Annotated in this window: 21 protein-coding genes; 10 read left to right on the top strand and 11 right to left on the bottom strand. The window is 55.7% G+C overall.

Going from position 1 to position 23733, the window contains the following annotated elements:
• Positions 1 to 29 precede the first annotated feature (29 nt).
• Positions 30 to 1382, top strand: coding sequence for an MFS transporter (locus tag C1N64_RS02130; protein ID WP_375124549.1), 1353 nt, complete (start codon positions 30 to 32; stop codon positions 1380 to 1382).
• A 1-nt stretch (position 1383) separates the two neighbouring features.
• On the opposite strand, the gene C1N64_RS02135 is transcribed toward C1N64_RS02130, so the two are convergent.
• From C1N64_RS02135 to mntP, 5 genes are all read right to left on the bottom strand, one after another.
• A complete protein-coding gene (locus C1N64_RS02135; RefSeq protein ID WP_006121145.1) occupies positions 1384 to 2769 on the bottom strand; it encodes a hypothetical protein in 1386 nt (461 codons plus the stop codon).
• Complete coding sequence (locus C1N64_RS02140; protein WP_193751024.1) at positions 2762 to 3682, bottom strand: alpha/beta fold hydrolase; 921 nt, start codon at positions 3680 to 3682, stop codon at positions 2762 to 2764. The genes C1N64_RS02135 and C1N64_RS02140 overlap by 8 nt, the downstream gene beginning before the upstream one ends.
• A gap of 71 nt (positions 3683 to 3753) precedes the next feature.
• Positions 3754 to 4590: a fumarylacetoacetate hydrolase family protein gene (locus C1N64_RS02145; RefSeq protein ID WP_006121146.1), complete on the bottom strand. Its 837-nt coding sequence runs from the start codon at positions 4588 to 4590 to the stop codon at positions 3754 to 3756.
• 253 nt (positions 4591 to 4843) lie between these two features.
• Complete coding sequence (gene azuC, locus C1N64_RS02150; RefSeq protein ID WP_112900613.1) at positions 4844 to 4921, bottom strand: stress response protein AzuC; 78 nt, start codon at positions 4919 to 4921, stop codon at positions 4844 to 4846.
• A 109-nt stretch (positions 4922 to 5030) separates the two neighbouring features.
• The gene (gene mntP, locus C1N64_RS02155) at positions 5031 to 5603 is read right to left on the bottom strand and encodes a manganese efflux pump MntP (RefSeq protein WP_033738352.1); all 573 of its coding nucleotides are present in this window, start codon (positions 5601 to 5603) and stop codon (positions 5031 to 5033) included.
• Positions 5604 to 5907: 304 nt separating this feature from the next.
• Between mntP and C1N64_RS02160 the strand changes: the two genes are divergently transcribed.
• From C1N64_RS02160 to C1N64_RS02170, 3 genes are all read left to right on the top strand, one after another.
• Positions 5908 to 6150: a DUF1158 domain-containing protein gene (locus C1N64_RS02160; RefSeq protein WP_033738354.1), complete on the top strand. Its 243-nt coding sequence runs from the start codon at positions 5908 to 5910 to the stop codon at positions 6148 to 6150.
• A 617-nt stretch (positions 6151 to 6767) separates the two neighbouring features.
• Positions 6768 to 8381 carry a malate dehydrogenase (quinone) gene (mqo, locus tag C1N64_RS02165; protein WP_375124550.1) on the top strand — a complete coding sequence of 538 codons (1614 nt, stop codon included), beginning with the start codon at positions 6768 to 6770 and terminating at the stop codon, positions 8379 to 8381.
• Between the two features lie 121 nt (positions 8382 to 8502).
• On the top strand, positions 8503 to 10887 hold the full coding sequence (locus tag C1N64_RS02170) for a phosphoketolase family protein (protein ID WP_033738315.1): 2385 nt from the start codon (positions 8503 to 8505) through the stop codon (positions 10885 to 10887).
• Here the strand turns inward: C1N64_RS02170 and C1N64_RS02175 are convergent.
• Positions 10884 to 11471 (bottom strand): LysE family translocator, encoded by a 588-nt coding sequence (locus C1N64_RS02175; protein ID WP_058708221.1) that lies wholly within the window; start codon positions 11469 to 11471, stop codon positions 10884 to 10886. The two genes, C1N64_RS02170 and C1N64_RS02175, sit on opposite strands and share 4 nt — an antisense overlap.
• Positions 11472 to 11606: 135 nt before the next feature.
• On the opposite strand from C1N64_RS02175, the gene C1N64_RS02180 reads away from it, so the two are divergent.
• Entirely contained in the window at positions 11607 to 13097 is a 1491-nt protein-coding gene (locus C1N64_RS02180) for an aminotransferase-like domain-containing protein (RefSeq protein WP_205955771.1), read from the top strand.
• On the opposite strand, the gene C1N64_RS02185 is transcribed toward C1N64_RS02180, so the two are convergent.
• On the bottom strand, positions 13064 to 13687 hold the full coding sequence (locus C1N64_RS02185; protein ID WP_033738317.1) for a glutathione S-transferase family protein: 624 nt from the start codon (positions 13685 to 13687) through the stop codon (positions 13064 to 13066). The genes C1N64_RS02180 and C1N64_RS02185 overlap by 34 nt on opposite strands.
• A gap of 105 nt (positions 13688 to 13792) precedes the next feature.
• Between C1N64_RS02185 and C1N64_RS02190 the strand changes: the two genes are divergently transcribed.
• The gene (locus C1N64_RS02190) at positions 13793 to 14647 is read left to right on the top strand and encodes a PhzF family phenazine biosynthesis protein (RefSeq protein WP_394515210.1); all 855 of its coding nucleotides are present in this window, start codon (positions 13793 to 13795) and stop codon (positions 14645 to 14647) included.
• Between the two features lie 32 nt (positions 14648 to 14679).
• On the opposite strand, the gene C1N64_RS02195 is transcribed toward C1N64_RS02190, so the two are convergent.
• Positions 14680 to 15438: an SDR family NAD(P)-dependent oxidoreductase gene (locus C1N64_RS02195; RefSeq protein ID WP_006121151.1), complete on the bottom strand. Its 759-nt coding sequence runs from the start codon at positions 15436 to 15438 to the stop codon at positions 14680 to 14682.
• 115 nt (positions 15439 to 15553) lie between these two features.
• Between C1N64_RS02195 and C1N64_RS02200 the strand changes: the two genes are divergently transcribed.
• The 3 genes from C1N64_RS02200 to C1N64_RS02210 all read left to right on the top strand — a co-directional run bounded on the left by C1N64_RS02200 (position 15554) and on the right by C1N64_RS02210 (position 19103).
• On the top strand, positions 15554 to 16453 hold the full coding sequence (locus C1N64_RS02200) for a LysR family transcriptional regulator (protein ID WP_033738321.1): 900 nt from the start codon (positions 15554 to 15556) through the stop codon (positions 16451 to 16453).
• Between the two features lie 39 nt (positions 16454 to 16492).
• Positions 16493 to 17509, top strand: coding sequence for an inner membrane protein YhjD (yhjD, locus tag C1N64_RS02205; RefSeq protein WP_262959594.1), 1017 nt, complete (start codon positions 16493 to 16495; stop codon positions 17507 to 17509).
• 262 nt (positions 17510 to 17771) lie between these two features.
• The gene (locus tag C1N64_RS02210) at positions 17772 to 19103 is read left to right on the top strand and encodes an MFS transporter (protein WP_033738323.1); all 1332 of its coding nucleotides are present in this window, start codon (positions 17772 to 17774) and stop codon (positions 19101 to 19103) included.
• A gap of 70 nt (positions 19104 to 19173) precedes the next feature.
• On the opposite strand, the gene C1N64_RS02215 is transcribed toward C1N64_RS02210, so the two are convergent.
• Together C1N64_RS02215 and ilvC are read right to left on the bottom strand one after the other, a co-directional pair.
• Positions 19174 to 19356: a type 2 periplasmic-binding domain-containing protein gene (locus tag C1N64_RS02215; RefSeq protein WP_054632899.1), complete on the bottom strand. Its 183-nt coding sequence runs from the start codon at positions 19354 to 19356 to the stop codon at positions 19174 to 19176.
• Positions 19357 to 19666: 310 nt separating this feature from the next.
• The gene (gene ilvC, locus C1N64_RS02220; protein ID WP_205950869.1) at positions 19667 to 21142 is read right to left on the bottom strand and encodes a ketol-acid reductoisomerase; all 1476 of its coding nucleotides are present in this window, start codon (positions 21140 to 21142) and stop codon (positions 19667 to 19669) included.
• A 161-nt stretch (positions 21143 to 21303) separates the two neighbouring features.
• Here ilvC and ilvY point away from each other — a divergent pair, with 161 nt between their 5' ends.
• A complete protein-coding gene (gene ilvY / locus C1N64_RS02225) occupies positions 21304 to 22185 on the top strand; it encodes an HTH-type transcriptional activator IlvY (RefSeq protein ID WP_039342836.1) in 882 nt (293 codons plus the stop codon).
• Here ilvY and ilvA read toward each other — a convergent pair whose 3' ends face one another.
• Positions 22186 to 23733, bottom strand: coding sequence for a threonine ammonia-lyase, biosynthetic (ilvA, locus tag C1N64_RS02230; protein WP_006121157.1), 1548 nt, complete (start codon positions 23731 to 23733; stop codon positions 22186 to 22188).

Here is a 23733-nt window from a genome sequence, read left to right on the forward strand (position 1 = left end):
TGATAAATCGCCTGCTCAGGGAGATTGCCATGGAAAACAGATCGGTTATTGATCGTTCAACCTCGCCCGCCGCCGCTGCACCTGATGAGGCGTTTGTGCCGTTGCGCAGTGATATCGTGCGCTCGCCGCGCATCCGTAAAGTCCAGATTACCGCCATGCTGTTGCTGCTGCTTGCCGCCATCATTAACTACCTTGATCGCAGCTCGCTGTCGGTGGCCAATATGACGATTCGTGAGGAGATGGGGCTGAGCGCGACGGAAATTGGCGTGCTGCTCTCGGCATTTTCGCTGGCTTACGGGCTGGCACAACTGCCCGCTGGCGCCCTGCTGGACCGCAAAGGCCCACGTATTATGCTGGGCGTGGGCATGTTCATATGGTCACTTTTCCAGGCCGCGTCCGGACTGGTGCATAACTTTACGCAGTTCGTGTTGGTGCGCATTGGCCTCGGGATGGGTGAAGCGCCCATGAATCCATGCGGCGTAAAGGTCATCAATGACTGGTTCAATATTAAAGATCGCGGGATGCCGATGGGGATGTTTAACGCCGCCTCGATGATCGGATTATCGGTGGCGCCGCCGATCCTGGCGGCCATGATGCTGCTGCTGGGCTGGCGCGGCATGTTTGTGACTATCGGTATTTTAGGGGTTTTCCTCGCGATCGGCTGGTACATGACTTATCGCGACCGTGATAACAACACCTTAAGTGCGGAAGAGATCCATTATCTGCAGGCGGGCAGCGTGGCATCGCGTAAAGCGCCGATCAGCTTTCGTGAATGGCGCGGCCTGTTTAAGCAGCGCACCATGTGGGGCATGATGATTGGCTTTAGCGGCATTAACTACACCGCCTGGCTGTATATTGCCTGGCTGCCGGGTTATCTGCAGTCGACCTATCACCTTGATCTTAAGAGCACAGGCTTACTGGCGGCGATTCCTTTCCTGTTTGGCGCAGCCGGCATGTTGCTCAACGGCTATGTGGTGGATGCGTTAGTGAAACGCGGCTGGGATGCGGTTAAAACCCGTAAGGTGTGCATTGTCAGCGGCATGGTTCTGTCTGCGGGTTTTACCGCCTTCGTCACGCGCGCCACTGAGACCACCAGCGCCGTCACCCTGATTGGCATGGCCCTGTTTTGTATTCACTTTGCGGGGACCTCATGCTGGGGCCTGATCCACGCTAACGTGACCGCGCGCATGACGGCCTCCGTAGGCAGCATTCAAAACTTCGCCAGCTTTATCTTCGCGTCCTTTGCTCCGGTGATTACCGGCTGGATACTGGACACCACGAAGTCCTTCAGCCTGGCGCTGATGATTTGTGCCTGCGTAACCCTGATGGGCGCACTGGCCTATCTGGTGCTGGTTCGCAAGCCCATCACCGACGGAGCCTGACTCAGGTCAGCGCCCTGATGCTCACGCCATGACGGGCGCCGTAACGCTGAATACCAGCGATCGCTGTCCCGACAGTGAGCGGCGGCGGCGCAGGCAGCAGCGGTGCCCGCTCACGGAGCGCCGCGTCAAACTGCGAAACACTGGTGACATCATGAGGAAAACGCGTTTCATCCACACCGACCAGCGCGCCTTCGTCTTTGGCGAAGGTAAGCAACTGCTGCCAGCGGGCGATGTCGGCCAGCCCGATGCTGTCGGCCCCTTGTGAGTACAACAGCATATCGATGTAGCGGAACGGCGGCTGTTTTTCCAGAAAACGCTGCAGCGCATCTGCCGAGGCGGCAGAGGGGAACATCAGCCAGAAGGGAATCGCCTGTTGCTGCATACTGCACCAGGGATCCAGCAATATAAAGCTGTCTACCGTAAGCCGGGTGGGCAGCACGCCTGCCGCCAGATACCAGTCACGGTAGATTTCCGCCACCACAAAACTCAGCGCCTCCGGTTGCTCATAACGAATTTCCATCAGCGTCCAGCGTTGAGCTTCTGCCAGTTTTTTCAGAGGAGAGATCAGGTAACCATCCAGCCCCCATTCGGCTTCAGGGACATGATCGGTGATGGCAGGCGGCGTCCAGCGCGCCCGATCAACCCCTGCCCGCGCCAGATATTCCGCAACGCGGGGGCCGCCCTGCAAATACTCGCTTTCCGTTGCCCCACCGGGTGCGCCAAACTGGAAAAACGAACGGTCGCTGGTGCGGGTGACCGGCCACTGGCGCGTGCAGTGATTGATAAACAGGGTCGCGCCTGCGGGCAATCCTCCCAGCAGAAATTCATTAAAGGCGAGTGGCATATCGCGTAATTTAAGCCGGAAAGCCTGCATATTTTCGAGCAGCAGCCGGTCCTGACTCGGATCCTGCCTGTGATGGACCGCCAGCCTTGGCCAGGTGGCCAGCAGCGCCGCGGCCACCGCTTTGCCTTGCTCAAAGCCGGCCTGGGCATCGTCCGGATCGCTGGGTTCCACGCGCACCGGGCACAGAAACGTTTGCGGTAGCCAGGGCGTTCCCATCGCCGCCGCCAGATGGACCAGCGCACCGTTCGATGCGCCGATAAATGCCGCCGGATACTCGCGCTGCGGGTAGGCACTCACCATCCATTCGGCGATGCCTTCCACATCCAGCTCACCCGCCTGTTTCGGGCTGATTCCGTCCGCCTGGCCACTTATCGCATGGCCCCATTCACGTAACCGGCTCGGTAGTCGATCCAGTGAAGGCAGTAACCGGTCCAGCATCGATGACGAACGGGTAAGGGGCTCATCGCGTAGTGCACTTGCCAGAGCCAACAGCATGGTTGCTGCGGAATCAAAGCGGGCGATGCCCTTCGGCGGTTTACTCATCGGCGTTCTCCTGCTGAATACGGGCCAAAAAGGGTCGGATCGCATGGCAGAAGCTCCATGGATAGACATAGTGCAGCCGGTGGGTACCGCCGCGCAGGGTGATTTTTTCACACTGAGGTAACAGCCCCGCCAGCTCATCCAGCCAGCGCGCCGGACAAACCGGGTCCCGCGAACCCCGGAGCAACAATGTGGGGGCCGTCAGATACGTCAGATGATATTCAATCGGATCGTTAAGCATGGCGCGCAGCGTGCCAAATACACGGGGGAGACCGGCTTTCGCCCAGTCGATGCGGGCCAGCGAGTCAGGTGAACGGTGGGCTTCCAGTCGGCTGTTGCGCCAGCCGCGCCAGAGCTGGCGCAACAGGCTTCGCGCATGGCGATCGGCTGTGGGGCCCTGTAGCACCAGTCCGGCCACGGCGTCCGGGTGTTTATCCGCCAGCGCCGCCAGCACCTGACAGCCAAAGGCGCTGCCGACCCAGATTGCCCGCCGGAAACCATTATGCTGGAGCCACTGCCACAGGATATCGGCCAGTTCACTGACGGAAAGCACCGGTGCCGATGCGGGCAACGCGCTACCGCCAAAGCCTGGCAGGTCGGGGACCAGCACGTGATAGTCCCGACCCAGCGCGAGGGCCAGCGCCTCCATCGAACGGCCTGACATCGCCAGACCGTGAAGCAGGACGACAGGTAAACCATGAGGTGCGTCGGGCGTCACGCGGGTGAACATGCGCCAGTCACCGATCTGTTGATAGTAACCCGCCAGTCCCGCATGGTGACTACGCGGTGAAACAGGCGGCGTTTGTTTCATTTGCTGCCAGCGCTTCGCGCCCCACAGCACTGCGCCTATACCTAAACCAACCCCTGCGGCCACGGCTATGCCCTGTCGCCTTTTACACCGGATGGTACGCCTCATCAGCTGCTCCTGTTCCTGGGTACTTATTGAGTGTAGGACGGGATCGGCAGAGAGGCAGTGAATACGCTGCGTCAGGCGACAGGGTTACGCAGGCAACCGATTTTTTCTATCTCGACTTCCACCACGTCGCCACGGAACATGAACAGGGGCGGCGTCCGTTTTTTCCCTACGCCGCCGGGGGAGCCGGTGATAATGACATCGCCGGGTGATAGCGGACTGAAGGCAGAGATATATTCGATAATGCTGGCGACCGGATGCACCATGCTGGCGGTGGTATCGTTTTGCACTTCACGACCGTTCAGTCGGGTTTTAATCGATAACTGTTGGGGATCAGGAATCTCGTCCGCAGTCGTCATCCAGGGGCCAAATCCTCCGGTCTGCGGCCAGTTTTTCCCGGCGGTAAACCAGGTAAACTGCATGTCGCGCACGGTGGCATCCATAAAGCAGCTGTAACCCGCAATGACGTCCAGCGCGTCGGCGGCCTTAACCCGATGCGCCGGTTTACCAATAATCACCGCCAGCTCACCCTCGTAATCGAATTCCTGGGTAGTCAGCGGTTTTTGCAGCGGTTGCTCATGGCCGGTCAGTGAATCAGCAAAACGGATAAATAAGGTTGGCGCGTCCAGCGTTGCGGCAAACTCCTGGCGTTTATCTGCGTAGTTCATTCCTACGCAGAAAATTTTTCCAGGCTGCTCAATAACGGGAAGAAACTGCACGGCGGAAAACGCGTGATCGACGGGCATGTTCTGAAAGGCGGCAAGATCGGCCAGAGAAGAACGTGTCAAAAAGGTTTTTAAATCCGGGCAGGCTTTGCCCAGGCGCATCCCGACATCGATCACGCCCTGTTCCCGTACGATACCCACGCTTTTTTTCCCCTGAGCGGGAAGATAAAAACTGCATAACTGCATTGCTGCCTCTTTTATTATGTCGGGCGATCCACCCGTGTTGAGAATAAATCGGCGCGCAGAGTAGCAAAAAACATGACGGAAATCGTACTGCGATTGGCACAGTGGATGTCCAGTTGTATCACAGTATGTCAGGCGGAATGCAAGGCCAGTGCGGGCTGAACAGAGAGGCGGAGACAGGCGAGAAGAACGGCAAAATGAGGTGATAATCACCGGTCATTCCCTGACCGCGACTATCGAGGGTAAAACGTGGCGCTTAGTTCAGCGCACCGGGTGGTACGTGTTTAAAGGTTTCCACATACGCGTGAAACACGTACTTAAAAAAACGTTTCATACAGCATCCAGTTAAAAATTTGTTGAATAACTACAGGAAAAGTATAGCTCCTGCTGTTTTAATCAGCAATAAATTTTGAACCAGATCACAAAATACGATTTTGCGGGCGTTACTGAAACAGCCCGAGATGCTCGGTGAGGATGGTGGAGCCGATGGCGATGAGGACCAGTCCGCCCAGCACTTCGGCCCATTTACCTAAAACAGGCCCAATGAAGCGGCCGACCAGCACGCCAGTGGTAGCCATAACGGTAGTGGCGGCACCGATTGTCAGAGCCGTGGTGACGATATTAACCTGAAGGAAGGCCAGCCCCACGCCAACCGCCAGCGCATCCAGGCTGGTGGCAACGGCGGTCGCCGCCAGGACCATAAAACCATGGCTTTGCGGCGCTTCGCACGGTTCAGACGCCGTTTTACGGAAGCCTTCCATCATCATTCGGGCACCCAGGAAAGCCAGCAGGAAAAAGGCTATCCAGTGATCCCACGCGGCAACATACTGGCTGGCAGCAAGACCCAATGCCCAGCCAATCAGCGGCGTCAGGGCTTCGATACAACCGAAAATCAGACCGGTGCGCACGGCTTCTTTCAGGCCCGGGCGATGCAAGGTCGCACCCTTGCCCAGCGCAGCAGCAAATGCGTCCATCGACATTCCAAAAGCAAGAATCAGGGTGGCGATAAAGGTCATGATTTGTTCACTTGGGATGAAAAGCCAGCATTTCGTGCTGAATTCATCACACATATGGCTCGGTTATTAAAAAGTGCGCGCAGTCTATCACGCAATAATCGTTATAAAAAGACAATAAAATCAGGGATTTAAGTATAGCAAAGGCTATAACTCATAACAATCGCTATGAATGTCTCTAAGTTAATGTCATTTAAGCCTTTTCTTTGCAATGCACAGCGTGACTTCCTGCCCTGAACAGTCCGTCATTGAACCTTCTCGCGGAATGCCGGAAAATGGCGGGCTGGTAAATACGGAATTTTTGTCCATGACTAACCCCTTCGAATCCCTGATCATTCCCGGCGGCATTTTACTGTTGGGCTTTCTCTCTGCCCTTCTGCTTCCCGCTCCCGCGTTTAGCCTGGCCGTCGCGCAGCACCTGCAACAGATGTTCCATCTGCAGGACCTTAATCAGCTTTATACCGTGGTCTTTTGCCTGTGGTTTTTACTTCTGGGCGCGCTGGAGTTTTTTGTTATTCGCTTTATCTGGCGCCGCTGGTTTCGGGCGTAATCACGCCGTCAGGGCGACATCTGCCTGCTGCCCCTCTTTTTTTAAAAGACTGAATTACTGAGAGGCTGGCGGTGGTGAACCTTTGATCATGCAAAGCGTCAGCGATGCGGCGCGCTTCCTTGCCGTCGGTCAGTCACCTGGCTGGCTCTGAGGTCACAAAAATGTAACATTTTTTTTACAAGATAGCCTTCGCCGCCTTATCGATTAAAAATTCAACGCAAAGAATAAATTTCAATAATCCCTTTTTTTCATTATGTTAGATTATTCCTTTCGCTAAGTGACATTTTCATACCGCACCATTATGGGGCAATCCCGCAACATCCTCTTTTACTTAACCCATTGAGTTAGCTGAAAAAAAGGCTTATGGCGCGCCTGTTATTATGATTCTTTCTTATGCTGAATCATTTCTGCATTTAAAAAATAAACAAATGTTTAATTCGAACGCGAGAATGTTATATTTGGGCAACAAAGCATAACGTTCAGTTAACTCGTTATCGTCGCTTTAACCTATACCTGAGTCTTAACCCGGAAATAGCGCAACGCGCTCGACAGAAGCGTGACTATTTCGCCTGCAACACTGTTGAGCTTCAGGTCAACAGAAGAGGAGATGTCGCCTCATGTGCAAATCAGCTGTAAATCTTGCGCTCACAATGAGTGTTAGCGGAAAGGACACCACCGGGGCGCAGGAGCGTAAAGACGTCGATGTGCTACTCATTGGCGCTGGCGTCATGAGCGCCACCTTAGGCACCTGGCTGCAGGATCTTGAGCCAGACTGGTCCATTGAAATGGTGGAACGGCTGCCGCATGTGGCGGAAGAGTCCTCTAATGGCTGGAATAATGCCGGTACAGGCCATGCCGCGCTGGCCGAGCTGAACTATACGCCGCAGAGAGCTGACGGCAGTATAGATATAGCGAAAGCCATTGCGATTAACGAAGCCTTCCAGATTTCTCGCCAGTTCTGGGCCTATCATGTCCAGAAAGGCAATCTGCATACGCCAAAAAGCTTTATCCACAGCACACCGCATATGAGCTTTGTCTGGGGCGATGACAACGTTAACTTCCTGCGCAAACGCTTTAACGCATTACAGAAAAGCACTTTGTTCCGTGGCATGGCTTACTCTGAAGATCCACAGCAAATTGCGAAGTGGATTCCGTTGGTGATGAAAGGCCGTCCCGCCAGTCAAAAAGTGGCCGCGACCTGGACCGATATGGGCACCGACGTCGATTTCGGTGAAGTGACGCGTCAGTTGATTGCCTCACTGGAGAAAAAAGCCAGTTTCCGTTTGCGCATGAGCCTGGAAGTTCGCGACATTACACGCCTGAACGATGGTCGCTGGCAGGTTACCCTTGTCAGCCTGACAGACGGTTCACGTCGTACGTTAACCGCCGGTAAGATTTTCATTGGCGCAGGCGGTGCGGCGTTGCCGTTGCTGCAGAAGGCTGGCGTTCCCGAAGCCAATGGCTATGCGGGCTTCCCGGTCGGCGGCTCTTTCCTGGTGACCGAAAATCCCGATGTTGTGAAACAGCATATGGCGAAGGTCTATGGTAAAGCGAGCGTCGGTGCGCCGCCAATGTCCGTGCCGCATGTGGACACGCGCGTTCTGAACGGCAAACAGGTTCTGCTGTTTGGGCCGTTCGCGACCTTCTCGACCAAGTTCCTGAAGCAGGGTTCGCTGCTGGACATGTTTGCCTCGCTGAACAGTACTAACCTTATGCCGATGATCAAAGTCGGACTGAAAAGCTTTGATCTGGTGAAGTACCTGATGGATCAGGTTCTGCAAAGCGACCGTGACCGGATGGACGCGCTGCGCGCCTATGTTCCGCAGGCGAAGCAGGAAGACTGGCGTCTGGTGACCGCAGGTCAGCGCGTGCAAATCATCAAGAAAGATGAAAAAGAAGGCGCAGTATTGCGTCTGGGCACAGAAGTGGTGTCGTCGGAAGATGGCTCGATTTCGGCACTGCTGGGTGCTTCGCCGGGCGCCTCAACAGCGGCACCGATCATGCTGGAACTGCTGCACAAGGTCTGTCCAGAGCAGATGGCGTCACCGGAATGGCAAAATAAAATTCGTGCCGTTGTGCCGTCCTGGGGCCGCAAACTTAACGGTGACGTCGCCCTGACTGAAAAAGTGCTGGCTGAAACCAGCCGCGTCCTGCAACTGCCGTATACGCCTGTAACGCCGGTGGCCGCGAATGACGAAGGCCGTGAAACTGCCTACGTCGTCGGTAAATAACCGTCTTCTACCTGTCTGAGGCCTCGCTTGCGAGGCCTTTTTGTTTGCCGCTTGCCTGGTTGACTCCCCCATTCTCTATTAGGGTTAGTGCATCGTCTGACGTAATGCAGGAGAAAATGGCATGGCTCAACCGAACACGGCACACGAACTCACGTTACTTGATCGCTACTGGCGCGCCGCTAACTATCTGTCTGTCGGGCAGATTTATTTGATGGACAATCCGCTGTTACGCGAGCCATTGAAGCCAGAGCATATTAAACCGCGCTTACTGGGCCACTGGGGCACCACGCCCGGACTGAATTTTATCTATGCCCATCTGAACCGGATTATTCGTCAGCGCGACCTCAACCTTATTTATGTCTGTGGTCCCGGCCATGGCGGGCCTGGCATGGTTGCGAATACCTGGCTTGAGGGGAGCTATAGCGAAATCTATCCGCATATCCGTCAGGATGCCGACGGCATGCAGAAGCTGTTCAAACAGTTTTCTTTTCCGGGCGGTATTCCCAGTCATGCGGCACCCGAAACCCCGGGCTCGATCAATGAAGGTGGAGAGTTAGGCTACTCACTTTCTCATGCCTTTGGCGCTGTCTTTGATAACCCCGATCTGATCGCGCCCTGCATCATTGGCGACGGCGAAGCCGAAACCGGGCCGCTGGCCTCCAGCTGGCACGGGATTAAGTTTCTTAATCCCCAGCGCGACGGTGCCGTGCTGCCCATTCTGCATCTGAATGGTTATAAGATTGCGAATCCAACGATTCTGGGCCGCGCCAGTGACGACGATCTGCGTCAGCTGTTTCGCGGTTACGGCTATGAACCGCTGTTTGTCTGCGGTCATGAACCTGAAGAGATGCATCCGTTGATGGCCGACACGCTGGATCGCGCTTTTTCAGAGATTGCCGGCTTTCAACAGGCCGCCCGGCAGGGCTCACCAATGAAGGCCATTCCCCGCTGGCCGATGATTATCCTGCGCAGCCCTAAAGGCTGGACCGGGCCGAAAACGGTAGATGGCAAGAAAGTGGAAGGTTTCTGGCGGGCGCACCAGGTGCCCGTAGCGGCCTGCCGCGAAAACGAAGACCACCGTAACATTCTGGAGAACTGGCTGCGCAGCTATCAGCCTGACGATCTGTTTGATGAACAGGGGCGGCTTAAGCCGGAACTGCAGGCGCTGGCCCCACAGGGCGACAAACGTATGGGCGCGTCCCCGTTTGCCAACGGTGGTTTACTGCGCCGTGAATTAGTTACGCCTGATATTCGCGAATTTGCTTTCGATACACAGCAGCCCGGCTCGCAGGCCGGACAGGCAACTGAACAGTTTGGCCGTTATCTTAACGCCCTGTTCCAACGCAATCGGGACAATTTCCGCGTGTTTGGTCCGGATGAAACCGCCTCTAACCGCCTGACGCCGGTATTTGACACCACCAGCCGCACCTGGCTTGAAGCTATTGAGCCTTATGATGAGCAGTTGGCCCCCGATGGTCGGGTAATGGAAATTCTCAGTGAACATCAGTGTCAGGGCTGGCTGGAAGGATATCTGCTTACCGGCAGGCACGGATTATTTAACTGCTACGAAGCCTTTATTCACATCATTGACTCGATGTTCAACCAGCATGCCAAATGGTTAAAGGTGACACGCAAGCTGGGCTGGCGTCAGCCCATCTCCTCGCTTAACTATCTGCTGTCTTCTCACGTCTGGCGTCAGGATCATAACGGTTACAGTCATCAGGATCCGGGCTTTATCGATCACGTTGCCAATAAAAAAGCCGACATCGTGCGTATTTACCTGCCGCCCGATGCAAATACGTTGTTATGGGTGGGCGACCACTGTCTGCGAACATGGGACCGCATCAACGTGATTGTGGCCGGCAAACAGCCTGCGCCGCAGTGGCTGGACATGGACAGCGCCATCGCCCATTGCGAGGCCGGAATGGGTGAATGGCACTGGGCCGGCACAACCCCGCAGGGCGCAGAGCCGGATGTGGTGATGGCCTGCGCGGGTGATGTGCCCACCATGGAAACGCTGGCGGCCGTCGATCTGCTGCGAAGTTATCTGCCGGACCTGCGCATTCGGGTGGTTAACGTGGTAGACCTGCTGGCGCTGCAAACGCAGAAACAGCATCCTCACGGCAAGTCAGAAGAGGCGTTTGATGCGCTGTTTACCGCAGACAAGCCGGTGATTTTTGCCTTCCATGGTTACCCCAGTCTGATCCACCGGCTGACCTATCAACGCAATAACCATCGTAATTTCCATGTGCATGGCTTTAATGAAGAGGGCACAACTACCACGCCTTTCGACATGACGGTGCTGAACGAGCTGGATCGCTATCATCTGGCGCTGGCGGCCATCAGGCATATCCCGGGACTTGCCGATCGCCATCCTGAACTGCCTGACGATCTGCAGCAGCGCCTGGCAGAGCATCATCGCTATGTACGGGTCTATGGCGAAGATGTGCCGGAGGTGCAGAACTGGAAGTGGCCCTCCGCCAGCGCCCCCGGCGCACCGGACTAAACCGCTTTCAGAGCATCGGCCAGCATCCAGATCGTCGTTACCACCAGTGACAGCGCCATCAGGCTGTTGAACAGCTGGCGTTTCCAGGCGATTTGCAGGTGACCGCGCAGGCGGTCACCTAACGCCGCCCACAATAATATGCAGGGCAGGTTGAGCAGCATAAAACTCGCCATCACGATCAGGACGTGACTGTTGGCGCTGTACAACAGCGCCACGTTGCTGGCCATTAACCAGGCTTTAGGATTCACCGCCTGAAAGCAGGCACCGCCGAGAAACGTCATCGGCTGAGGCTTGTGCCGGGCCTCAGGTGCAGCCGCACGAAATATTTTCCAGGACAGCCACAGCAGATAGCTACATCCCACCAGCGTAAGCGGCAAGCGGATGGATGCCATCCAGTGCAGCAACAGCCCCAGTGTCATGCCCGCAATAACCGTTTGCAGGCCGCATCCAAGTAAAATGCCAAACACCATCGGCAGCGTCCGGCGCATACCAAAATTCACGCCGGAAGTGGCAAGCAACAGGTTGTTAGGACCCGGCGTAATCGACATCACGGTGACATAACTGAAAAAAGAGGGATCAAGCATCATGGTATTCCTGACAGGGAGACAGAGCACCATGCTACGTTGCGAAAAGTGATGGTAACAGGGACAGGAAATGGCTATTTTGATGGGTACAATCACGCTGATGTCAAACTGTACCTGTCGTGCCAGGAGGCAATTGTGTCCCTTGAAATTCAGCCTGAACAAACGCTTTACCAGCAACTGGCCGATAGCTTCGCAGAGGCCATTCATCAGGGTACTCTCAAGCCGGGTAAGCGCTTACCGGCTATCCGTCGCGTCGCCCAGTCGCACCAGGTGAGCGTGAACACCGTGCTGAATGCCTGGCAGCTGCTGGAGAACCGTGGCCTGATTGAGGCACGACCGCAATCAGGCTATTACGTGCGCGGCGTCCTGCCTGTGGTCACCCGGCATACTCAGCACGCTGCTCGTGTGATACGCGATCCCAGCAACGAAAAGCTGGATTTGATCGATAAAGTGTTCGCCGCGCAGAATCATCCTGATTACATCAATATCTCGCTGGCCTGCCCGCAGGACAGCGAACTGTTCCCCTCGGCCCGGTTAGCCCGCATCACCGCCTCATTGCTACGACGCAATCCCAACCTTATCGGTCGCTATGCGCTTCCGCCCGGTAGTGAGCGCTTACGGGAGGAGATTGCGCGACGCGCATTACATGCGGGCCAGTCACTCACCGCCGATGATATCACCCTCACCCATGGTTGCATGGAGGCGTTGCAGCTGGCATTGCGCGCGGTGACGCAGCCCGGCGACTGCGTAGGGCTGGAATCACCTACCTACTTTTTTTTGTTCCCTTTGCTGGCTTCACTCGGCCTCAAAGCGCTGGAAATCCCCACCGATCCGCAGCGTGGTTTGTCGCTGGATGCGCTGGAAATGCTGCTGCAGGAAGAGCGACTTCAGGCGATTGTGGCGATGCCCACGGCGCAAAATCCGCTGGGTTACTGTATGAGCCTGCCCGATAAGAAAAGGCTCGCAAGGTTGGTAAATACTTACAAAGTTCCGCTCATCGAAGACGGCCTTTACGATGAATTGCAGTTTGACTGGCCGCTGTCCCCTGCCGTGAAGGCCTTTGACGAGCAGGGCTGGGTTTTATACTGCACCAGCTTTACCAAAACCGTTGCGCCGGATTTCCGTGTCGGCTGGATTGCGGCCGGACGCTTCCACGATGCTATCGCACGGCTTAAAGCCGTGTCATCGATGGCGGAGTCCGCTCTGCTGTCAGAGACGCTGGCAGAGTTTCTTGCCAATGGCGGTTATGACCATCATCTGCGTAGCCTGCGGCGCTGTTATGCCAGCAATCTGGATGAGGCGCGAGGGTTAATTGCCCAGCATTTTCCCCAGGGCACGCAGGCCACGTTGCCGCGCGGCGGCTTTGTTTTTTGGGTGGAACTGCCGGGCAACGTGAACACGACCGAGATGTTCTCTCGTCTGCTGAAAGAGCAGATCTGCGTGACGCCCGGCGCGCTGTATTCGCTGAGTGAGCGCTATAACCATGCACTGCGCCTCTCGTGCTGCTATCCGTTTACCGATCGCTACATTCGCGCTATCGCCCGCGTCGGTGCCATCGCCTGTGAACTTGCAGGCCTGCCGCCGGGTCGGACTCAGGGCGTTCCGTTCCGTCCCCAGATGGTATAACCATGGCGTTCAGTCAGACGCTCGTAATAGGTCCGGACAGCCGGCAGGTCGGGATGATCCAGCGGGGTTTCAAACCAGCGGTTCACGGCAAGGCCAATCGGGATATCCGCCAGCGTGAAGTTGCGTCCGGCGACATAGCGACCGGTGTGCTCCAGCTGCTGGTTGAGAATCCCCATGGTATGGGACCAGCCTTTGCAGGCCGCAGCTAACAGGCGGGGATCCTGATGCGCGGGCGAATGGCGCACCAGCGACATAAAGGCATAGCGCCACGAGGTGTTAAGTTCGGTTGATTGCCAGTCCATCCACTGATCCACCGGCGCGCGCGCGCGCGGATTTTCCGGGTAAAGCCACTCGCCGCCATAGGCCGTGGCCAGATAGCGCAAAATAGCGTTGGATTCCCACATGACAAAGTCGTCGTCGAGTAATACCGGGATCATGGCATTGGGATTAAGCGCCATAAATTCTGGCGAGTGAGTGGATTTGAAACCTTCGCCCCACTCTTCGCGTTCGTAAAGCAGGTCCAGCTCGTCACACAGCCATAATACTTTGCGCACATTGATTGAGGAGGCGCGTCCAAGAATTTTTAACATAGCAGGCTCCATCCGGTTGCTTAACTTATTCATAGCCCTCTTAACTGACATAAGCAATTGCCCGAGCATGAAAAAACCGCTTTATCTCAATGAAAAGGAGTGACAATGAAGGTTGCGTTTAAACAAGTGGACGTTTTCACCTCGATTGCGTTCAACGGCAATCCGCTGGCCGTCATCATGGATGCGCAGGGCCTCGACGACAGCCAGATGGCGGCGATTGCACGCTGGACCAACTTATCCGAGACGACCTTTGTCCTGCCGCCAGAAGACAGCCAGTCTGACTACCGCGTGCGCATCTTCACCGTACAGGGCGAGCTACCGTTTGCAGGTCATCCCACGCTGGGTACCGCCCATGCCCTGCTTGAGGCGGGCTGGAAAACCAAAACACCAGGCAGGATGGTGCAGCAGTGCGGCGTCGGCAATGTGGTGGTGACAATCGCATCCGATGGTACGCTGGCTTTTGCCGCGCCCAGCGCCACCCTGACGCCCTACCACGATGCCCTGATCAGCACAGCATTAAACAGCGACGCGCTGGATCATTCACAGCCTGTCACCGTGGCGGATATGAGCATTCGCTGGTTGCTTATCCCGATGGTCAGTGCCGAGGCGGTGCGCGCCGTCATACCCGACGTCAACGATCTTGAGCGGTTAATTACCCACGCCAGCGTGGATGGTGTAATGCCCTTTGGCCCGCTGCCCTCGGGAGAAACAGAACAGTATGAAGTGCGGGGATTACTGGTTGAGCACGGCAGCCTGACAGAAGATCCGATTACCGGCAGCGCAAATGCCTGCCTGGCGCGCTACTTCGCGGCTCAGGGTAAACCGCACAATTACCGCGTTCGTCAGGGCACGCAGGTCAGACGTCAGGGCCGGGTGAACGTGGCTTATGAGGGCGAAACCATCTGGATTGGCGGAAAAACAGTGACGATCGTTGAGGGCACAATTGACGTTACGCCCTGAGACACGACAGGGCGACGGAGTCGCCCTTACTGTTACAGTCCCTGCCCGCCCGATGCTTCGATGCGTTGCGCGGTGATCCAGCCGGTTTCCTCGCTCAGAATGGCGCAAATGGCGTCGCCAATATCATCAGGTAATCCGACCCGCCCCAGAGCGGTCAACGCAGCGATGCTTTCATTCACGGCTTTATCGTCACGCACCCGTCCACCGCCAAAATCCGTTTCAATCGCGCCCGGCGCCAGGATATTAACGCGGATTCGACGTTCCCCCAGCTCTTTGGCCTGGTAACGGGTCAGCACTTCCATCGCCCCTTTCATCGCCGCATAGGTGCCCGAGCCAGGATAGGTCAGGCGCGTTAATCCACTGGAGATATTCAGAATGCGCCCGCCGTCGCTGATAACAGGCAGCAGTTTTTGCGTCAGGAAGTACGGCCCTTTGAAATGCACATTCATAAGCGCATCAAATTCCGCTTCCGTCGTCTCGGCAAAAGGTTTGTAGTGACCATGCCCGGCATTGTTCACTAAATAATCAAATGTCTCACGCTGCCAGTGCTGCTGTAAGGTGTTTTTGACATCAGAAATGAAGCGGTCGAACTGGCTAACATCACCCACATCCAGCTGTAGCGCTATGGCGCGGCCGCCTGCGCGCTCAACAGCGTTGACGACGTCCTGTGCTTCGTTTTGATGATTGCGGTACGTCAGGATGATATCCCGGCCTTTTGCCGCCAGTTTTAGCGCTGCATTCTTGCCTAAACCGCGATTTGCGCCCGTAATCAAGACGATTTTACGATTCATGTTGATTTCCTGTTGCAAAATTGAACACAGATTCAGGATATTCGTTAAAAATTGTTCTATAAACGCTTAAGAATGCGCAGCACTGTTCCACTTACAACAACAATCGGCAGGCTATATGGATAAAATTCATGCAATGCAGGTGTTCGTCAGAGTTGCAGAGATGGGCAGTTTTACGGCGGCGGCTGACAGCCTTGGGTTACCAAAAGGCAGCGTATCACGGCAAATTCAGGCGCTGGAGAATCTGATGGGCACACGGCTGCTGCATCGTACTACCCGCCGCGTGCAGCTGACTCAGGATGGCCTGGTATACTATGATCGCTGTCTTGATTTGCTGGCGATGATTGGCGATATGGACAGCCTGTTTCAGCACGATCCCGCGACGTTAAGTGGCAAACTGCGGGTCGACATGTCCGTGGCAATGGCGAGCGATCTTATTCTTCCGCGTCTGCCTGAATTCCTTCAGCACTATCCTGGCGTGGAAATTGAACTCAGCAGCAACGATCGCCAGGTTGACGTCATTCGCGAAGGTTTTGACTGTGTGATTCGCGTTGGCGAGCTAAAAGATTCGGGACTGATCGCCCGCCGTATAGGTACGCACACCTTGATTAACTGTGCCAGTCCTGACTATCTTGCGCGTTTTGGCAGGCCGATTCGGCTTGAAGAACTGTCGCAGCATGCAATGGTGCATTACAGCCAGCCGTTAGGTCAGGCGGCGCAGGGCTTCGAATACTTCGATGGTAAGCAGTGCCACTATGTGCACACGGGCGGCGTCGTGACGGTGAACAGCACCGAAACCTACCGCGCCGCCTGCCTTGCGGGCCTGGGCATTATTCAGGTGCCGACGGTGGGCATCCAAAAATATCTGGAAAGCGGTCAACTGGTCGAGGTGCTCCATGCGTTCCCGGCCAAACCGATGCCCATTCACTTGCTCTATCCCCATCGCCGGAATGTCGCGCGTCGGGTTCGGGTGTTTATGGAGTGGTTAAGTCAGGTGCTCCAGGAGTATGTCACCTGACAGGCTATAATGTGATTTTAAGGTTCAACAGGAAAGTGAATGTCTATGACAGACGAGCAGGACAACGTAAAAGGCGCCAAACCGCTGATCGATATTAAAACCGGCAACAAGTCCGTTGATCGCTCCATCGTGCGCGTATCACGCTTCGCCGCCTGGTTCCAGGCGATACCGGCGGTAGCGCACTTTATTCGCGCGCTGGATCGGTTTAACGATCGCCTCGGCAGCCAGTTTGGTGCCGCCATTACCTATTTTTCGTTTCTGTCGCTCATCCCCATTTTAATGGTGTCTTTTGCTGCCGTGGGTTTCGTGCTGGCCTCGAATCCGGACCTCCTGACCGATATCATCAACAAAATCGTCAGCAGCATCAGCGATCCGTCGCTGGCGACCACGTTAAAAAACACCGTGAACACGGCCATTCAGCAACGCGCAACCGTGGGCATCACCGGTTTGTTGCTGGCGTTGTATTCCGGTCTCAACTGGATGGGGAATTTACGCGAGGCTATTCGCGCGCAGTCACGCGACGTCTGGGAGCGTCAACCTGACGATAAAGAGAAGATCTGGAAACGCTATATTCGCGACTTCTTGTCTCTGACCGGCCTGATGCTGGCGCTGGTGATTACTTTGTCACTGACCTCCGTCGCCGGTTCCGCCCAGGCGACTATCGTTAATGCGTTAGGGCTGGATGGCATTGAATGGTTGCGCCCGGCACTGACGATCATCGCGACGTCCATCTCTGTACTGGCAAATTATCTGCTGTTTCTGTGGATTTTCTGGATTCTGCCTCGCCATAAACCGCGCAAAAAAGCCCTGCTGCGTGGCACCTTACTGGCGGCCATCGGGTTTGAAGTCATTAAGTTTGTGATGACGTTGACGCTGCCGAAACTCGCCAGCTCGCCCTCAGGTGCGGCTTTTGGCTCGGTGTTGGGGCTGATGGCGTTCTTCTATTTCTTTGCCCGCCTGACATTGTTCTGCGCGGCCTGGATTGCCACCGCCAAATACAAAGACGATCCACGCATGCCTGAAAAAGGCGCAATGGCCACCCACGAACAGCAGTAACCAGCGAAAAATCCCTGCCCCCGGTTATTTATCAGCCACTTTACAGCATGAATAACCAGGGGGTCACTTTTCTTCAGCGCTTTCACAGAGTATCTCGCCATGTTTATCTCTGTTAACGCTGCCATTCTCCGACATTTCACATCAGGCAAAGATTTTCTACTTTTAGGCAGAGAAAGCCGCGGCTGACGCGGTTTCCAGCCATTGAATGCCGCTATACAGGTGCGTAAGATTCCTTAACGGTATTTAAAAATAAGAAACATTTATGCAAGCCTCCATCTCAGAAACTCTTGATAAACAACATGAGCCAACGCCAGTGAACTCACGCAGTAAAGTCGTTATTGCTTCACTGGTTGGCACCGCCATCGAATTTTTCGATTTCTATATTTATGCCACCGCCGCGGTCATTGTCTTTCCGCATATCTTTTTTCCTCAGGGTGATGCCACTGTCGCCACGCTACAGTCACTGGCGACCTTCGCGATTGCGTTCGTTGCGCGCCCTATCGGCTCAGCGCTGTTTGGTCACTTCGGTGACCGTGTCGGTCGTAAAGCCACCCTGGTAGCCTCGCTGCTGACCATGGGGATCTCTACCGTGGTCATTGGTTTGTTACCCAGCTATCAGAGCATTGGCGTTCTGGCCCCGCTGCTGTTAGCACTGGCCCGCTTTGGTCAGGGCCTGGGACTCGGCGGCGAATGGGGCGGTGCGGCCCTGCTGGCCACGGAAAATGCACCAGCCAAAAAGCGTGCGCTGTACGGTTCCTTCCCGCAGTTGGGTGCGCCCATTGGATTCTTTTTTGCCAACGGCACCTTCCTGCTGCTCTCCTGGTTGCTGACCGACGAGCAGTTTATGCAGTGGGGCTGGCGCGTGCCTTTTGTACTGTCTGCCGTGCTGGTCCTGATTGGCCTGTATGTGCGCGTGTCGCTACATGAAAGTCCGGTCTTTGCCAAAGTGCAGAAAGAGAAGAAGCAGGTGCGCGTGCCGATTGCCTCACTTCTGAGCAAACATCTGACGGCGACCATTCTGGGCACCTTCATCATGCTCGCCACCTACACGCTGTTTTACATCATGACAGTTTACTCAATGAGTTACGGCACCGCCGCCGCGCCTGCGGGGCTGGGCATCTCACGTAACAGCATGCTGTGGATGTTGATGATGGCGGTCATTGGCTTCGGCGTGATGGTCCCCATCGCGGGCCTGCTGGCTGACCGCTTTGGTCGCCGGAAAACCATGATCACCATTACGCTGATGATTATTGGTTTCTCATTCCTGTTCCCTGTGATGTTGGGTTCCGGCTCTCAGGCGCTGGTGATGGCCTTCCTGCTGCTGGGATTAAGCATTATGGGCCTGACATTTGGCCCGATGGGTGCGCTGCTGCCCGAGCTGTTCCCGACAGAAGTGCGCTATACCGGCGCGTCGTTCTCATACAACCTGTCGTCGATTCTGGGGGCCTCCGTTGCGCCATATATCGCAACCTGGCTGAACGTGCACTACGGCTTATATGCCGTCGGATTGTACCTGGCCTCTATGGCCTTCCTGACGCTGATCGCCCTGATTGCCTGTAAAGAAACCCGGCATCAAACGCTGTATGAAGTGTGATCTCAGGTCACGCTCATAAAAAAACCCGGCTCAGGCCGGGTTTTTTATGCGTTTTCGCGGCGAAAGCGCGCTATTTCGACTTAAGCCAGGCCATAAAATCATCGATAAAAACCCGGGTTTTTAGCGGCAGCAGACGGTTGGGTAAGGTGATGGCCCAGGGCGTCATCGGTGTTGTGTTTTCACTGTGCCAGTCCGGCAAAACACGACGCAGTGGACCATTAAGCAGATAGCCGTTTGCGATAAATCTACACACATTGCGCAGCCAGACTCTTCCCGAAGCGCATTTGGGGAAAAGGCGGGGACTGACTGAATGCCGACCCGACCCGCAGCGCACGGCTGTCGCTTCTGTCGCCGTATGCTATGCCCTCAGACATCATCACGAGTATTTTGCTGGCAACCTTACGGCTGGCATGTTCCTTATTCTTGCCGGGTGTCAGTATGTTGGTTACAGGAGCCTTTTACCGCCTGTTATCGTGTCGCCAGGCGCATGCTAAAACAAAAAGGCGCAGCCAGATGGCTGCGCCTTTTTGTCTTACATTTGCTGAAAACGGTGGCGGTGCGACTTAGCCTGCAACCGCGATGCGTTTCATATCGGTCATGTAACCACGCAGTTTGCGGCCAACCTGCTCGATAGGATGCTGACGAATGGCTTCATTAACGTCGCGCAGTTGGGCGTTATCCACCTGCGTGCCGTCAATAGCGTTACCCAGATCGCCCGGCTGCAGTGAGGCCATAAACTCTTTCAGCAGCGGCACCGCCGCAAAAGAGAACAGGTAGTTACCGTACTCAGCGGTATCAGAAATAACCACGTTCATTTCATACAGGCGTTTACGGGCAATGGTGTTCGCGATCAGCGGCAGCTCGTGCAGTGACTCGTAGTAAGCCGACTCTTCGATGATGCCAGCATCTACCATGGTTTCAAATGCCAGCTCAACGCCCGCTTTGACCATGGCAACCATGACAACGCCTTTGTCGTAGTATTCTTGCTCTTCGATTTTGCCGTCGAACTGAGGGGCGGTTTCGAACGCGGTTTTACCGGTCTCTTCGCGCCAGGTCAGCAGCTTCTTATCGTCATTCGCCCAGTCCGCCATCATGCCAGCAGAGAAATCGCCTGAGATGATGTCATCCATGTGCTTCTGGAACAGGGGAGCCATGATGGTTTTCAGCTGCTCAGACAGTGCGTAAGCACGCAGTTTCGCCGGATTAGACAGGCGATCCATCATCAGCGTAATGCCGCCAAATTTCAGGGATTCGGTGATGGTTTCCCAGCCAAACTGAATCAGTTTCTCAGTGTACGCCGCATCGTGACCTTCAGCCACCAGCTTATCGAAGCACAGCAGAGAACCGGCCTGCAGCATACCGCACAGAATGGTCTGCTCACCCATCAGGTCAGATTTCACTTCCGCAACGAAAGAGGATTCCAGCACGCCAGCGCGGTCACCACCGGTGGCAGAAGCCCAGGCTTTGGCGATAGCCATACCTTCACCTTTCGGATCGTTTTCCGGGTGAACCGCGATCAGCGTCGGTACCCCGAAGCCACGCTTGTATTCTTCACGGACTTCGGTGCCCGGACACTTCGGCGCCACCATAACGACGGTGATATCTTTACGGATGGTTTCGCCCACTTCGACAATGTTGAAGCCGTGTGAATAGCCCAGCGCGGCACCGTCTTTCATCAGTGGCTGTACAGCCTGAACCACGGCGGAGTGCTGTTTGTCTGGCGTCAGGTTAACCACCAGGTCCGCCTGAGGAATCAGTTCTTCGTAAGTGCCCACTTTGAAACCGTTGTCGGTGGCTTTGCGATACGAGGCACGTTTTTCGGCGATGGCTTCTGCACGCAGGGCATAAGAAACATCCAGACCGGAATCGCGCATGTTCAGGCCCTGGTTCAGGCCCTGCGCACCACAGCCCACAATCACAATCTTTTTGCCTTTCAGGAAGCTAGCGCCATCCGCGAACTCGTCACGCCCCATAAAACGACATTTGCCCAGTTGCGCTAACTGGTTGCGCAGATTCAGTGTGTTGAAGTAATTAGCCATGGGTACTCCGGTTAAATGTTGTGTTTGCTTTTGTCTGTTGACGGCGTGAGATTCAGCACCGCGAATGACCCCATCATATGACAGGATTTCTGTTGCTTAAATTGATATATTAACAACATTACATTGCAATAATCGCAATGCATTCCTGAGGTGGAACCTGTATGGATTTACGCGATCTCAAATTGTTTTTACATCTGGCAGAAAGTTGCCATTTTGGCCGCACCGCACGGGCCATGCACGTCAGTCCGTCCACGCTGTCACGCCAGATTCAGCGGCTGGAAGAGGATGTCGGCCACGCGTTGTTTCTGCGTGATAACCGCACCGTCACGCTCACCGAAGCGGGCGAAAGACTGAAGTTATTTGCACAACAAACCTTACTGCAGTATCAGCAATTGCGCCATGCCATGGATCTCAACGGTCCGTCACTCAGTGGTGAACTGCGCCTGTTTTGCTCGGTGACCGCCGCGTACAGCCATCTGCCGCCCATTCTGGATCGTTTCCGCGCCGAGCATCCTCAGGTGGAAATCAAACTGACTACCGGCGATGCGGCCGATGCGATTGAAATGGTCCAGTCGGGCAATGCCGATCTGGCGATTGCCGGTCGACCTGAATCGCTGCCTGCCAGCATTGATTTCACCACGCTGGGACTGTTGCCGCTGGGACTGATTGCACCTGCACTGCCCTGTCCGGTGCGCAGTCAGGCGACAGAAGAGGCACCGGACTGGTCACAGATTCCGTTTATCCTGCCCGAGCAGGGACCGGTCCGGCGGGCGATCGAGCTATGGTTCCGCCGTCATCGCATCGTTAACCCATTGATTTATGCGACCGTTGCCGGTCATGAAGCAATCGTGTCGATGGTAGCGCTGGGCTGTGGGATTGCGCTGCTGCCGGATGTGGTGCTGGAGAACAGCCCTGAGCCGGTACGAAACCGTGTGCTGCCGCTGGAAAGCGTGGCGTCCGTCGCACCGCTGGAGCTGGGTGTTTGTGTACAAAAAAAGCGGCTTGGAGAGCCGCTTATCAGTGCATTCTGGCACCAGCTATAGTTACTGGCCTGCCAGGAAGAAGCGGAATGCCGGGTTATGCGTTTCGTCGTGGAAATCGTAACCCAGGTCGGCAAGGTGCTCTTCAAAACGCGGTTCGTCGTTGCCAAGCTCGAAGGCCGTGAGGACCCGGCCGTAGTCCGTGCCGTGGCTACGGTAATGGAACAGTGAGATATTCCAGTGCGTGCCCAGCGTTTGCAGAAACTTAAGCAATGCGCCGGGCGCTTCCGGAAACTCAAAGCTGAACAGGCGCTCACGCAGCGGCTTGGAAGGCCGTCCGCCCACCATGTAACGCACGTGCAGCTTCGCCATCTCATCGTCAGACAGATCCACCACCTGATAGCCGTTTTCCGTTAACTGGCTGATGATCTCTGCGCGCTCATCCATCCCGCGCGTCAGCCGCACGCCCACAAAAATGCAGGCTTTGTCGGTGTCGGCATAGCGATAGTTAAACTCGGTAATTGAGCGACCACCCAACGTCTGACAAAACTTCAGGAAGCTGCCCTGCTGTTCCGGGATCGTGACCGCCAGCAGAGCTTCGCGTTGTTCACCCAGCTCACAACGTTCAGAAACGTAGCGCAAACCATGGAAGTTAACGTTAGCCCCCGACAACACGTGTGCCAGGCGTTCGCCCTGAATATCGTGCTGCTGTACGTATTTCTTCATGCCCGCCAGCGCCAGCGCGCCTGAAGGTTCTGCCACGGCGCGCACATCTTCAAACAGATCTTTCATTGCCGCGCAGATCGCATCGCTGTCCACGGTGACGATATCGTCGAGATATTCCTGGCACAGGCGGAAAGTTTCGTTACCGATGCGCTTCACGGCCACACCTTCGGCGAACAAGCCCACGCGCGGTAAATCCACCGGCTCACCAGCCTCCAGCGCCGCTTTCAGGCAGGCCGAGTCTTCTGACTCAACAGCGATCACTTTGATTTGCGGCATCAGCTGCTTGATGAGCACCGCCACGCCCGCGGCCAGACCGCCGCCGCCCACCGGAACAAAAACCCGATCGAGATGTGCGTCCTGCTGCAGCAGTTCCATCGCCAGCGTGCCTTGTCCGGCGATGACCGCCGGATGGTCAAACGGTGGCACAAAGGTGTAACCCTGCTGCGTCGCCAGTTCAATGGCTTTGGCTTTCGCCTCGTCAAAGTTGGCACCATACAGGAAGGCTTCACCGCCAAATGCACGCACCGCATCCACCTTGATGTCCGCTGTCGCCAGCGGCATGACGATCAGCGACTTGATGCCCAGCTTCGTCGCCGATAACGCAACGCCCTGGGCGTGGTTACCGGCCGACGCGGTGACAACACCGCGTGCTTTCTGCTCTTCATCAAGGCCGGCAATCATCGCGTAGGCACCGCGCAGTTTAAAACTGTGCACCGGCTGGCGATCTTCTCGCTTCACCAGAATGGTATTGCCCAGACGTGCAGAGATTTTTTCCATCTTCTGCAGTGGGGTAACCTGTGCCACTTCGTATACCGGTGAACGTAACACCGCACGCAGATACTCGGCACCGCAGGGCGCCTCGGGTAGCGGTTGAGCCTCAGCCAT

The sequence above is a fragment of the Pantoea sp. SGAir0215 genome, from assembly GCF_043543215.1.

Coding starts and splice junctions, on each gene's coding strand:
- C1N64_RS02130 (WP_375124549.1), top strand. CDS start 30: ATGGAAAACAGATCGGTTATTGATCGTTCAACCTCGCCCGCCGCCGCT.
- C1N64_RS02135 (WP_006121145.1), bottom strand. CDS start 2,769: ATGAGTAAACCGCCGAAGGGCATCGCCCGCTTTGATTCCGCAGCAACC.
- C1N64_RS02140 (WP_193751024.1), bottom strand. CDS start 3,682: ATGAGGCGTACCATCCGGTGTAAAAGGCGACAGGGCATAGCCGTGGCC.
- C1N64_RS02145 (WP_006121146.1), bottom strand. CDS start 4,590: ATGCAGTTATGCAGTTTTTATCTTCCCGCTCAGGGGAAAAAAAGCGTG.
- azuC (WP_112900613.1), bottom strand. CDS start 4,921: ATGAAACGTTTTTTTAAGTACGTGTTTCACGCGTATGTGGAAACCTTT.
- mntP (WP_033738352.1), bottom strand. CDS start 5,603: ATGACCTTTATCGCCACCCTGATTCTTGCTTTTGGAATGTCGATGGAC.
- C1N64_RS02160 (WP_033738354.1), top strand. CDS start 5,908: ATGACTAACCCCTTCGAATCCCTGATCATTCCCGGCGGCATTTTACTG.
- mqo (WP_375124550.1), top strand. CDS start 6,768: ATGTGCAAATCAGCTGTAAATCTTGCGCTCACAATGAGTGTTAGCGGA.
- C1N64_RS02170 (WP_033738315.1), top strand. CDS start 8,503: ATGGCTCAACCGAACACGGCACACGAACTCACGTTACTTGATCGCTAC.
- C1N64_RS02175 (WP_058708221.1), bottom strand. CDS start 11,471: ATGCTTGATCCCTCTTTTTTCAGTTATGTCACCGTGATGTCGATTACG.
- C1N64_RS02185 (WP_033738317.1), bottom strand. CDS start 13,687: ATGTTAAAAATTCTTGGACGCGCCTCCTCAATCAATGTGCGCAAAGTA.
- C1N64_RS02190 (WP_394515210.1), top strand. CDS start 13,793: ATGAAGGTTGCGTTTAAACAAGTGGACGTTTTCACCTCGATTGCGTTC.
- C1N64_RS02195 (WP_006121151.1), bottom strand. CDS start 15,438: ATGAATCGTAAAATCGTCTTGATTACGGGCGCAAATCGCGGTTTAGGC.
- C1N64_RS02200 (WP_033738321.1), top strand. CDS start 15,554: ATGGATAAAATTCATGCAATGCAGGTGTTCGTCAGAGTTGCAGAGATG.
- yhjD (WP_262959594.1), top strand. CDS start 16,493: ATGTCTATGACAGACGAGCAGGACAACGTAAAAGGCGCCAAACCGCTG.
- C1N64_RS02210 (WP_033738323.1), top strand. CDS start 17,772: ATGCAAGCCTCCATCTCAGAAACTCTTGATAAACAACATGAGCCAACG.
- ilvC (WP_205950869.1), bottom strand. CDS start 21,142: ATGGCTAATTACTTCAACACACTGAATCTGCGCAACCAGTTAGCGCAA.
- ilvY (WP_039342836.1), top strand. CDS start 21,304: ATGGATTTACGCGATCTCAAATTGTTTTTACATCTGGCAGAAAGTTGC.
- ilvA (WP_006121157.1), bottom strand. CDS start 23,733: ATGGCTGAGGCTCAACCGCTACCCGAGGCGCCCTGCGGTGCCGAGTAT.